The sequence below is a fragment of the Streptomyces sp. NPDC041108 genome (genome assembly GCF_055592645.1).
Map to the genome: position 1 here is coordinate 675,970 of NZ_JBVIYK010000002.1, position 12,332 is coordinate 688,301.

Genomic DNA, 12,332 nt, shown 5'->3' on the forward strand with positions numbered 1-12,332 from the left:
GCAAGGGGCGCGGGGAACGGCGCGAACAGCCACGACGAGCCCGCAGCCGCCGAAGCACGCGCAGCCCGGAGCTGTCAGGCGCCCCGCCCGCGACTCCCGCCCGCACGCGCCCCGCAAGGGGCGCGGGGAACGGCGCGAGCAACCACGACGCACCCGCAGCCGCCGAAGCACACTCACCCCCACCCCCTCAGGCGCCCCACCCCACCCAGCGGAGCGATCACGCTCCGCCGACCGCCGTCAGCAGAGCCAACGGCGCCGCCGCCGAGCGCGACTCCCGGACACACGCGTGCGGATACGGCACCGGCTCCGGATGCGTGTCCCGCCCGTACCCGGCCAGCACCTCCGGCAGCCGGTGTCCCGTCGCCGTCGCCGCGTCCACCATGCCGGAGGCCACCGCCCGCGCCTCGTCGTGCAGCCCGTACCGCGCCAGCCCCAGCGTGATCAGCGCGTTGTCGTGCGGCCACACCGATCCCCGGTGGTACGACAGCGGGTGGTACGCGGGCTGCCCGGAGGCCAGCGTCCGCACCCCCCACCCGGAGAAGAAGTCCGGCTCCAGGAGCCGCCGGCCCACCAGCTTCCCGTACTCCTTGTCCAGCAGCCCCGACCACAGCAGATGCCCCGCGTCCGAGGCGAGCGCGTCGACCTGCCGGCCCTCGCTGTCCAGCGCCAGCGCGGGAAAGTCGTGCCCGGGCATCCAGAAGTCCCGCTGGAAACGGTCACGGAGATCGCCCGCGGCCTGTTCGAGCAGCGCCGCGTACACCTCGTCCTCCCAGACCGTGCGCGCCAGCGCGGCGGTGCGGCGCAGCGCGTCGTAGGCGTACCCCTGGGCGCCCGCCGCCATCACCGGACCGGCGGCGGGCCGGCTGCCGTCGGCGGAGCAGATCGAGCCGGGGGAGTCCTTCCAGTTCTGGTTGGCGAGGCCGCCCTGGTCGGCGCGGTAGACCAGATACCCGCGCGAGGTGAGGCCGCCGTGGTCGAGCATCCAGCCGACCGCGGCCCGCGCCTGGGCTTCTAGGCGCCGGGCCAGGGTGACGTCCCCGGTCTGCTCCACATACGCGCCGAGCAGCACGAGGAACAGCGGGGTCGCGTCCACCGAGCCGTAGTAACGCCCGTACGGCACCTGCCCGAAGTGCGCCAGTTCACCGTGCCGCACCTCGTGCACGATCTTGCCGGGCTGGGCCACCGAGCCGACACCGACCTCCGTCGCCTGGGCCGCGGCGAGCGCGAGCAGGGTGGCGGCGGCCGGCTCCGGGCGGTAGGGGAGCGCGAAGAGGGAGGTCAGCAGGGCGTCCCGGCCGAGGAGGGTGAGGAACCAGGGCGCTCCGGCAGCGGGCACCCGCAGGGTCTCCCCCTCCGGCCCGGTCGCCGGGACCTGGAGCGCGGCCAGATCGGCTAGACCCCGCGCACACGCGGCGGCCAGCTCCGGCCAGCCGGTGGGGAAGGCCACGCCCTCCACGAACTCGCCCTCCACCGCGAGGAGTCGGTCCCGCACGGCGGCCGGTGAGCGCGGCACCCGCAGGGCCCGCCGGTCACCGTGCGGCCGCGCCATCACCCGGCACGTCAGCTCCGCCGAGCCGTGCGGCGCGACATCGAGGGCCCAGACCAGGCGCCGCGCCCCCGTCCCGGTCTCCTCCACACCGTCCGGCGCGGGCTCGGCGGTCACCGTCGTGCACGACCGCCACTCGCCCCGCCGGTAGGTGAACTCCACACCGTCGTCGAGGACTTCGCGCTTCCTGACGACACCGCTCTTGGCGTAGGTACGGAAGTCGGAGCGCAGCTCGAACTGGTCGGTGAAGTCGGCGTCCGCGGTGATCGCGATCCGGACGGTCGTCGCCTCCGGACGGTTGCTCGTGATCCGCAGTGTCTCCACGAACGCGCTGTCGGAGACGGCCTGTTCACGGAAGAGCGTGTACGCGGGCGGCTCCCGGCGCCCGCCCCGGGGCACGAGCACACAGCGCGCCGTGTCGCCGCCGGCGACCGGCGTGAGCGTCTCGGGGACCGCGCCGTCGACGGTCAGCTGCCACCGGCTCAGATGCCGGGCGTCCCGCACGAACAGCCCGTCCGGCGCGCTGCCGCCGCGCACTCCGCTGATGTCGCCGCCGTCGCCCACGGCGGCGAACGTCCCGCCGCGCACGAGCAGATGCTGCCGGTCCGTCATCCCCGGTCCCCTCCCTGGTCACTCATGTCGAACACGACCTCGTTGTCGTGATGCCGTTCGCCGTACGCTCCGTGGTGCCACCCTCGGTCATGGTCACGGTCGTGGTGACGGTCGGCCCGCCGGGCATGTCCGTCGCCGTGGTCCGGCCCGTCGTCGCGGCCGTGTCCGTCCTCGTGGCCATGTACGTCGTGGTGGCTCTGTCCGTCCTGGTGGTCCGGCCCGTCGTGGTGGTCGCGGACGTGGTCGCGGTCGCCCCGGTGCAGCAGGTCGAGGGTGAGTGCGGCGGTCCAGCCGAAGCCGAGCGCCCCGCACGCCTCGCCGGTGTACGGGTCCACGTACTCGGCGAACCCGGAGGCACCCGCGGTCTCCAGCATCGCCGCCCGCAGCGCGTCGGCCCTGTCCGGCTCCCCGTGCAGTCGGAGCCCCCGCTCCAGCATCCAGTTGGTGTTGAACCAGGCGGGCCCGCGCCAGTACCGGTGCGGATCGAAGGCGGCCCCGGTCAGGTCGTACGACGGCACGAGCCGGGTGGTCACGCCGAGTCCGAAGCGCGGCCCGTGGACCGTCCGTACGAGCGCGGCCGTGAGGTCGCGCGGGAGGCCGGGGAGCAGCAGGGGGAGGAGACCGGAGACGCCGCGCTCCGGAACGAGGGCGTCCGTGGTGACGTCCCGGCAGAGGAACATCTCCTCGGCCGGGTCCCACAGCCGCTCCACCAGCGCCGCCGTCAGGCGTTCGGCCCGCGCGTGCCGGGCGGTCCCGGGGGCGCCCAGCTCCCTGGCGATGTGGGCGAGGGCGTGCTCGGAGGCGATGAGGAGGGCGTTGAAGGCCGGGTCCTCGACGGCGAACCCGCCCTGTCCGTCGGCATACCCGGCGTCCCGGTAGTCGGCCGCCAGCCGCACGTACCGCCCGTAGTCCAGATCGGTCGGCCGGTCCTCGGCCGCGCCGTGGTCGAGGTCGGCGCGACGGAAGGAGCGGGCCGGGGCGGGGGTGATCCGGGCGAGGGGCGCGTCCCAGGCCGGGCTGTTGTCCATGCCCTGCTCCCAGGGGTGGACGACCGACACCAGACCGCCGCCGCCCAGGTCGCGGCGGTGCAGCAGATAGCGGTGCCAGGCCGCCAGCCGCGGATACGCCCGGGCCAGGAAACCGCGCGCCCGGGAGAGCCCGGGATCCGCCCGGTGCACCAGCCACGCCGCCAGCGCGTGCACCGGCGGTTGCACGATCCCGGAGGTCTGCGTGGTGTGCGGGGCACCCGCGGCGCGTCCCGCGGTCGAGGAGCGCCAGAAGTCGGGGCTCGGGAAGTACGCGTCCAGCGGCACGGAGGAGTTGAACACGATGTGCGGGATCCGCCCGTCGCCCCACTGCGCGCCGAGGAGCGTCTCCAGCTCGGTCTGCGCCCGCAGCGGCGACAGATGGCGCAGTCCGATCGCGATGAACGCCGAGTCCCACGACCACTGGTGGGGATAGAGCGTGCGCGACGGCACCGTGGACCGCCCCGTCCAGTTGTCGGCCAGCACCCGCTCCGCGGCGCGGCGCAGCGCACCGGCGGAGGAGGCGGAGTCGGTCACCGCGGTCGGCGCGGTCGGATCGTATACATCGCCGCCGACGTGCACCTCCGTCCCGGACCGACGGGCGGTGAGCTGGGTAGTGCGATCCACGCAGGGCTCCCTGAGGACAAGGTGCCGACCGGTTCGGCAGTAGCTACCGTAGGGTTACGTCTACTTAACACGCAAAACTCAATATGTAATGCAGAGTTGGTGAACGCAAGAGGGTGAACGGGAGCGAATGTCGGCGAAGCCGCGACAATGGCGGCATGAGCGGAAGGGTCGTGAGGGTGGGCAGTCATGCCGGTGCCGGAGATCTGCTGGAGCTGGTCCGCAGCGGCCGGGCGACCACCCGTGGCGCGCTCCAGCAGGCCACCGGCCTGTCCCGGGCGACCGTGGGCCAGCGTCTGGACCGTCTCTTCCGTGCGGGCTGGCTCCGCGAGGGCGCCGGTGGACCCGTCGGTTCCCCGCTCGGCGGACGTCCGTCCATCACTCTGGAGTTCGACGACGCGCACGCCCTCGTCCTCGCCGCCGACCTCGACACCCGCCACGCCCGTGCCGCCGTCCTCTCCCTCACCGGCGAGATCCAGGCCGAACACACCGGCACCCTGGTCATCGACGAGGGCCCCGACGCCGTACTGGACGAACTGGGGCGCTGGTTCGCCGAGTTGCTGGCGAAGGAGGGGCGCCCGGCGCACGCGGTCTGCGGCATCGGGCTCGCCGTGCCCGGACCCGTCGACAGTGAGACCGGCCGGGTCGTCCAGCCGCCGATCATGCCCGGCTGGGACGGCTACGACATAAGGGCCCGCCTGGCCGGCGCCTTCGCCGAACACGCGTCCGGCCCGGCCGACGTCCCGGTCCTCGTCGACAACGACGCCAACCTCATGGCGTACGGCGAACAGCGCACCGGGTACGCCGACTGCTCGGCCTTCGCGCTGGTCAAGGTGTCCACGGGTATCGGCGCGGGCGTGGTGGTCGGGGGCTCGATATACCGGGGTGTCGACGGCGGGGCCGGCGACATCGGCCACATCCGGATCCCGCAGGGAGCGGACACGTTGTGCAGGTGCGGCTCGTACGGCTGTCTCGCCGCGGTCGCGAGCGGCGGCGCCGTGGCGCGACGGCTGGCGGAGGCGGGGGTGTCGGCGGCCTCCGGCTCGGACGTGCGTGACCTGCTGGCCGCCGGGCATCCGGGCGCGACGGCGCTCGCGCGCGAGGCGGGCCGGGCCGTCGGGGACGTGCTGGCGACGGTGGTGACCCTGCTGAACCCGGGCGTCCTGATGATCGCCGGAGATCTGGCCGGAACCCCCTTCCTCACGGGCGTCCGCGAACTGCTCTACCAGCGGGCCCTGCCCCGCTCCACGGCCCACCTGGACGTGGTGACCTCCAGGCTGGGGGAGCGGGCGGGCCTGATCGGGGCGGGCGCCCAGGTCGTCGAGCACCTGTACGCGCCGGAGCGCGCGGAGGAGCGCCTGGCGGCGCTGGGGGTGTGAGTCGGCGCTGCGGGTGTGGGGCGGCGCTGCGGGTGAGGCGGGCCGCCGCTCGTCCGCGCGGGCGGAGGCGGGGCTTTCCGGGCGCGGCGGACCGCCGGGCCGCCGCGCGGCAGGCCGATGGTCGACCGTCCCCTTCGGCGGCGGGCGTCCCCGCGCCCGTATGACGGGAGTGTTTCCGTCCCGGGCGTCGGTCCGCATGATGAAATCCCGGCTCTCCTGAGGGCGTGATTCTCGCCACCCCTGATAGGGCTTGCGCTCAGATGAGCGAATCGTGGGCGGTTCCGCGACTTCAAAGGGTGGCACTCGGTGCCACCCTTTGATCGTTCATCGAGCGAACTCAGGCGTGTGGAATGCCGCTCACATGAGCGCGTAAGGGGCCTTGTGGGCAAGGGAGCGTTCAAGAGGTGAACACATTCCCGCACTGCTCCTTGCCAAGCCTTGACTTTCGATCTCCTGGCGGACGGGTGGTTACGGGCGCATGACGCGCAAGTGGACGTACCCAGGTGCCTTCGATCTGGGTATGTTCCTGGCCGTCAGGGCAGCCACCGCGTCCTCAAGGAGTTGGGACCTGTGTCGGAAAACAAAGATCCCCACGTAGGCCACGTAGCTCAGAGCGTTGAGGGCGTGAAGTTTGTTTATGACTTCACCGAAGGCAACAAGGACCTCAAGGATCTCCTCGGCGGCAAGGGCGCGAACCTCGCCGAGATGACCAACCTCGGTCTCCCCGTGCCTCCCGGCTTCACCATCACCACCGAGGCCTGCAAGGTCTACCTGGACAGCGGCGACGAGCCCGCGGCACTCCGTGACGAGGTCACCGCCCACCTCGCGGCCCTCGAAGAGAAGATGGGCAAGAAGCTCGGCCAGGCCGACGACCCGCTCCTCGTCTCGGTCCGCTCCGGCGCGAAGTTCTCGATGCCCGGAATGATGGACACGGTCCTGAACATCGGCCTCTCCGACAAGTCGGTCCAGGGCCTCGCCCGGCAGGCCGGTGACGACCGCTTCGCCTGGGACTCCTACCGCCGCCTCATCCAGATGTTCGGCAAGACGGTGCTCGGCGTCGACGGCGACCTCTTCGAGGAGGCGCTGGAGGCGGCCAAGGCCGCCAAGAAGGTCACGGTCGACACGGAACTGGAGGCGGCCGACCTCAAGAAGCTCGTCACCAAGTTCAAGAAGATCGTCAAGACCGAGGCCGGCCGGGACTTCCCGCAGGACCCGCGCGAGCAGATGGACCTCGCCATCCACGCGGTCTTCGACTCCTGGAACACCGACCGCGCCAAGCTCTACCGCCGCCAGGAGCGCATCCCCGGCGACCTCGGCACGGCGGTCAACGTCTGCTCGATGGTCTTCGGCAACCTGGGCCCCGACTCCGGCACGGGCGTCGCGTTCACCCGCGACCCGGCCAGCGGCCACCAGGGCGTCTACGGCGACTACCTCCAGAACGCGCAGGGCGAGGACGTGGTGGCGGGCATCCGCAACACCGTCCCGCTGGCGGAGCTTGAGGCCATCGACAAGAAGTCGTACGACCAGCTGATGCAGATCATGGAGACCCTGGAGAACCACTACAAGGATCTCTGTGACATCGAGTTCACCATCGAGCGCGGCCAGCTGTGGATGCTGCAGACCCGTGTGGGCAAGCGGACCGCCGGCGCGGCCTTCCGTATCGCCACGCAGCTGGTGGACCAGGGCCTGATCGACGAGGCGGAGGCCCTCCAGCGAGTGACGGGCGCCCAGCTCGCGCAGCTGATGTTCCCCCGCTTCGACGAGGACGCGAAGGTCGCGCAGGTCGGGCGCGGCATCGCCGCCTCCCCGGGCGCGGCGGTCGGCAAGGCGGTCTTCGACTCGTACACGGCCGTGAAGTGGTCGCGTTCGGGCGAGAAGGTCATCCTCGTCCGCCGTGAGACCAACCCCGACGACCTCGACGGCATGATCGCGGCCGAGGGCATCCTCACCTCGCGCGGCGGCAAGACCTCCCACGCGGCCGTGGTCGCGCGCGGCATGGGCAAGACGTGCGTCTGCGGCGCGGAGGAGCTGGAGGTCGACACCAAGCGCCGCCGGATGACGGTCCCCGGTGGCCATGTGGTGGAGGAGGGTGACCTCATCTCCATCGACGGCTCGTCCGGCAAGGTCTACCTGGGTGAGGTGCCGGTCGTCCCCTCCCCGGTCGTCGAGTACTTCGAGGGCCGGATGCACGCCGGCGCCAACGACGCCGACGAACTGGTCGAGGCCGTCCACCGGATCATGGCCTTCGCGGACCGCAAGCGCCGCCTGCGGGTCCGGGCCAACGCCGACAACGCCGAGGACGCGCTGCGCGCCCGCCGCTTCGGCGCCCAGGGCATCGGCCTGTGCCGTACGGAGCACATGTTCCTCGGCGACCGACGCGAACTGGTCGAGCGGCTGATCCTGGCCGACACGGAGGCGGTGCGCGAGGATTCCCTGAAGGCCCTCCTCCCCCTGCAGAAGCAGGACTTCGTCGAACTCTTCTCCGCCATGGACGGCCTGCCGGTGACGGTCCGTCTCCTCGACCCGCCGCTGCACGAGTTCCTCCCGGACATCACGGAACTGTCGGTCCGCGTGGCCCTTGCGGAGTCCCGCCAGGAGCCCCACGAGAACGAACTCCGGCTCCTCCAGGCCGTCCACCGCCTGCACGAGCAGAACCCGATGCTGGGTCTGCGCGGCGTACGCCTCGGCCTGGTGATCCCCGGCCTGTTCACGATGCAGGTACGGGCGATCGCGGAGGCGGCGGCCGAACGGAAGAACGCGAAGGGCGACCCGCGTGCCGAGATCATGATCCCGCTCGTCGGCACGGTCCAGGAGCTGGAGATCGTCCGCGAGGAGGCGGACGCGGTGATCGCGGAGGTCGAGGCGGCGACGGGGGTGTCGCTGAAACTGTCGATCGGCACGATGATCGAGCTGCCGCGAGCCGCCCTGACGGCCGGTCAGATCGCGGAGGCGGCGGAGTTCTTCTCCTTCGGCACGAACGACCTGACGCAGACCGTGTGGGGCTTCAGCCGCGACGACGTCGAGGCCTCCTTCTTCACGGCGTACCTGGAGAAGGGCATCTTCGGAGTCAGCCCGTTCGAGACGATCGACAAGGACGGCGTGGGCTCCCTGGTGAAGCTGGCGGCGGAGGCGGGCCGTGCCACCCGCCCCGACCTCAAGCTCGGCGTCTGCGGCGAGCACGGCGGTGACCCGGAGTCCGTCCACTTCTTCCACGAGGTGGGCCTCGACTACGTCTCCTGCTCCCCCTTCCGCATCCCGGTGGCCCGCCTGGAGGCCGGCCGCGCGGCTTCACAGTCGACGGGCAGCGACCACCGCTGAGCCCTGCCGGGCCCAGACCCCGGAACCGCGGCTTGTCCCCGACCGACCCTCACCGATGGGCGGCGGTTCCGGATCACGAAGAGAGGGCGGCACCCCGTGCGGGGGGTGCCGCCCTTTTGGTTGCGCGGGGGCGTGCTTCAAGATCACCTGTTTCGGTGGTGATTGGGTAGGCAGATCGTTTCTGTGGGCATTGGTACGGTTACCTTCTGTGATCGCGGGCTGCCGTCGGGCTCCCGGTGATCACGGAGGTGCGTATGAAGAGGACAGCGGTGGGCGTACTGGTGGCGGCTGGGCTGATCTTCACGGCTGCGGGAACGGCACTCGCGGCAGAACAGGGCAGGATCCCTCGGCTCCAGGCGCCGGGTGGTGCCTTCGTCGACGGTCGGTACAAGTTCAATCCTCCCGGTACGAATCACGGCTCCTTCGAGTGGGCCGGCATCCTGAAGGACACCAATCTGCGCGATGGGCACAACGTGTATGTGCAGGTCAGGGTCGAAGGCCATGGCTGGGCTCGGTACTACGGGAAGCAGCGGAGTGCGGTCCGCTTGCACCACTCCAACTGGAGTGGATCTCAGCGCTACACGGACGACGCTGCGATTCGAGTCTGTCGTGACCGTGGCGCCCTGCATCCAGACAATTGCTCTCGAACGGAGCTCTTTAGTTTGCCGCGTGACTGAGTCGCTTCAGTATCCACAGCCCAGGCGGCACCGCCTGGGCTCGTGATCTTCCTTGGGGTATGCCATCGACACATCAGAAGTTCTATCTGCCAAGGGAATCGACCTCTATTACGGTCAGACACTTGCCGTGACAAGCGCGGCGATGTCCGTCTGCCGGGGGGAGGTGGCTGCGATCACTGGGCAGAGCGGATCCGGCAAATCGTCGCTGCTGTACTGCCTTGCCGGTGTACTGCCGGTGGCTCGGGGTGAGGTTCTTTTCGAAGGGCAGAATCTCGGTGACCTTGACGACGAGGAGTTGAGTGCACTGCGCCGTGAGCGGTTTGGGTTCGTCTTTCAGTACGGTGAATTGCTGCCAGAGTTGACGGTTGAAGAGAACACTGCGCTTCCGCTGCGGCTTGCCGGGAAACGAAAGAGAGATGCGCTCGCCGCAGCCGGAGAAGTGCTGGAGCGGCTCGGTCTCGCGGACCTGCGCGAGCGACGGCCCTCACAGGTGTCCGGCGGCCAGAGCCAACGTGTCGCCGTGGCTCGTGCGTTGGTGCATCGGCCCGCAGTGGTCTTCGCAGACGAGCCGACAGGCTCGCTGGACAGCGTCAACGCGGCAGCTGTGCTGAAGGAGTTTCTGACCCTCGCTCGTTCGCAGGGAACGGCGGTCGTGTTGGTGACGCACGACTCGCAGGTCGCGGCCTGCGCGGACAGCCGCTACACGATGTGTGACGGCATTCTCTCGGCCCATGTGCGGGAGACGTCGTGAGGGAGCTCTTCCTGGGTGTCCAGCTGTTGCTGGGAGGCGGGCGTGGCAGCCGGGTGCGATTCATGCTCATGGTCATTGGCAGCGCGATCGGGGTGTGCTGCTTGGCTGTCGTCCTGGCGATCCCAGGCGTATTGGCTGCACAGGACGGGCGTAAGGCGGCTCGTGAGCCATACTGTGTAGCGGACCCAGCCGTCATGAGCTGTCCGGCTTCCGAAAGTGACTCCTTTGAACTCACCAGGACGGATCCCTACGGTTCGGAACCCCTCACTCGAGTCTTTCTCGCTGGGGGGGACCGAACCATCGAGCCGCCCCCAGGGCTGAGAGAGCTACCCGCTCCAGGCGAGCTAATCGTGTCGCCTCGGTTGGGTGAGGTACTCCAACAAAATCCTGCCTTGGCGCAATTGCTGCCAGGTAGAAAGAGCGGACTCATCACAACGCGGGGTCTGGCTCACCCGGACGAGTTGTACGCGTATGTGGGCGTCAGCCCAGAACAACTTGAGGGCGGAGGCCACCGTGTGACGGGGTTCGGTAAGCCGTTCGCGAGTTCTCCAACCGTAGAGCCCTCGACGCTCGACATGGTGCGCTTCACTCTTGCTGGCGTCGTACTGTTGCCTCTTGCCGTCTTCCTTGCCGTCTGCGCCAGACTCTCCGCAGCAGCACGGGCACGGCGGCTGGCCGCTCTACGACTGCTCGGACTGAGCTCCAAGGGCATTCAGCGGGTCAATGCCGCCGAAACTGTCGCTGCGGCGTTTTTGGGTGCAGCGCTGGGTTTGGGTATCTACTGGGTTACCAATCAACTTGTCTCGCGGATCGGTCTGCCTGGTCTCAAGTGGTACCCCTCCGACGGGACTTTGTCCGTGTCCACCGTCGTCGTCTGTGTCATCGGCTGTCCTGCGCTTGCGTGGTTCGTGGGCCGGGCTGGTGCGAGGAAGGCTGCGGCCAGCCCGCTGGCGGTACGGCGCAGTGCAGTGGAGAAAGCACCTGGCAAGTGGGGCCTGATTCTGCTCGTTCCAGGACTGAGTGTCGTGGCCGTCTACTGCGTGGCCGGCGCTACAAATCACCCGCCCCGGGACACCGCACTCTCGTCGATCCTCATGCCCCTCGCCGTCGTTCTGGTCGGTCTCGGCCTCGTGATGCTCCTGCCGGTCTTCTCACGCACCCTCGCCCAGAAGGTGGCCGCCGCCACCCGCTCGGTTTCCCTCGGCCTCGCCATGCGCCGCAACGAGACCGAACCCGGTGGCGCGCTGCGGGTGGCGACCGGACTGGTCATCCTGGTCTTCGTGGCGTCGTTGGTGCAGGGCGTGCTGATCGAGCTGGATCAGGTCTCCAAGAACACGTCCTCTGTCCAGACGTACGACATCTCCCTCGCGGGGACCACGGCAGACCGGCAGCGAGCCTGGGAAGAGGTGAAGGGCGTCCGTGGCCATGTGGTCGTGATGTGGTCACGGCCCTCCTCTGATGTCGACCGATGGGCTCCGAGGCTCGAAGCGGTGGTCGCCACCTGCGCTCAGGTGCGCAGGATGGTGGCGAAGGCCGACGGATGCGTGGACGGTCGCCCCATGCGGTTGTGGGACCCGGCTCAGCTCCAGGACGAGGTCAAGAAGCCAGGCACTCGCTTCTCCTTCGACCTGCGGCACGAGGGGCGTCGGCGTCCCATGGAAGTGAAGGTTCCGCGGGAGGTGCTTCGGTTCAGCGACGACATCGACATCCCGGTCTTCCACAGCGGCGCCGTACTGCTGCCTCCCTCGGCACTCCCCGCAGATCACCGGCCCGACGATGCCACCCTCACCCTCATCAGCAGCTCCGCCCCCGAAACCGTCCGCTCCGTTCTCGACGGCATCGGCGGTGTGGACCCCACCACCGAGGTCGGGACGCCGGGCGTGGTCGTCACCTCTCTCCAGCAGATCACCGTGGTCAAGAGTCTCCTGGGCATCGGCATGGTCCTGGGGCTGATCATCGGTGTGGCCGCCTATCTGGTGGCCGCCACCGACCGCGCCGTGGAGCGGAAGCCGCAGGTCACCGCGCTGTCCCTGCTCGGCGCCCGGCCCCGCACGCTGCGCGCCGTCCAAGTCGCCCAGGTGGTCGTCCCCTTGGCCGTGGGCCTCGCTCTGGCCGTGGTGCTGGGCAAGCTCGCCGAGTCCAGCTATCTCGTGACCGGGGGCGGTGCCATCTACTGGGACGGCGCAGGGGTCCCCCTGCTGCTGGCCTGCGCGGTCGGGGCGGTGGCGGTGGCCGCTGCCGGGGCGCTGCCCCTCGTCGGGCGCCGGATCGACCCGGAGCTGATCCGGCGGGACTGAGCGGCGCGGCAGCGGGGGGGGGGGGAGGGAGGGGACGAGCGGGGGGGGTCCGTGCCACCCGCTAATGGTAGAACACACGGTTGGCGCCTCACGCTACTTCGCC

Annotated in this window: 6 protein-coding genes; 4 read left to right on the forward strand and 2 right to left on the reverse strand. The window is 70.1% G+C overall.

Annotated features, from left to right (window positions below; genetic code table 11):
* Window positions 1–217: 217 nt before the first annotated feature.
* Together ACZ6BB_RS08940 and ACZ6BB_RS08945 are read right to left on the reverse strand one after the other, a co-directional pair.
* Entirely contained in the window at window positions 218–2,158 is a 1,941-nt protein-coding gene (locus ACZ6BB_RS08940) for an amylo-alpha-1,6-glucosidase (RefSeq protein WP_471614602.1), read from the reverse strand.
* On the reverse strand, window positions 2,155–3,810 hold the full coding sequence (locus ACZ6BB_RS08945; protein WP_471614603.1) for an MGH1-like glycoside hydrolase domain-containing protein: 1,656 nt from the start codon (window positions 3,808–3,810) through the stop codon (window positions 2,155–2,157). Before ACZ6BB_RS08945 ends, ACZ6BB_RS08940 begins: the two co-directional genes overlap by 4 nt.
* Before the next feature lie 155 nt (window positions 3,811–3,965).
* On the opposite strand from ACZ6BB_RS08945, the gene ACZ6BB_RS08950 reads away from it, so the two are divergent.
* The 4 genes from ACZ6BB_RS08950 to ACZ6BB_RS08965 all read left to right on the forward strand — a co-directional run bounded on the left by ACZ6BB_RS08950 (window position 3,966) and on the right by ACZ6BB_RS08965 (window position 12,229).
* Complete coding sequence (locus tag ACZ6BB_RS08950) at window positions 3,966–5,186, forward strand: ROK family protein (protein WP_471614604.1); 1,221 nt, start codon at window positions 3,966–3,968, stop codon at window positions 5,184–5,186.
* A gap of 570 nt (window positions 5,187–5,756) precedes the next feature.
* Window positions 5,757–8,504 (forward strand): pyruvate, phosphate dikinase, encoded by a 2,748-nt coding sequence (gene ppdK, locus ACZ6BB_RS08955; protein WP_471614605.1) that lies wholly within the window; start codon window positions 5,757–5,759, stop codon window positions 8,502–8,504.
* An 819-nt stretch (window positions 8,505–9,323) separates the two neighbouring features.
* Complete coding sequence (locus ACZ6BB_RS08960; RefSeq protein ID WP_471614733.1) at window positions 9,324–9,932, forward strand: ABC transporter ATP-binding protein; 609 nt, start codon at window positions 9,324–9,326, stop codon at window positions 9,930–9,932.
* Entirely contained in the window at window positions 9,929–12,229 is a 2,301-nt protein-coding gene (locus tag ACZ6BB_RS08965; RefSeq protein WP_471614606.1) for an FtsX-like permease family protein, read from the forward strand. Before ACZ6BB_RS08960 ends, ACZ6BB_RS08965 begins: the two co-directional genes overlap by 4 nt.
* The last annotated feature ends 103 nt before the right edge of the window (window positions 12,230–12,332 follow it).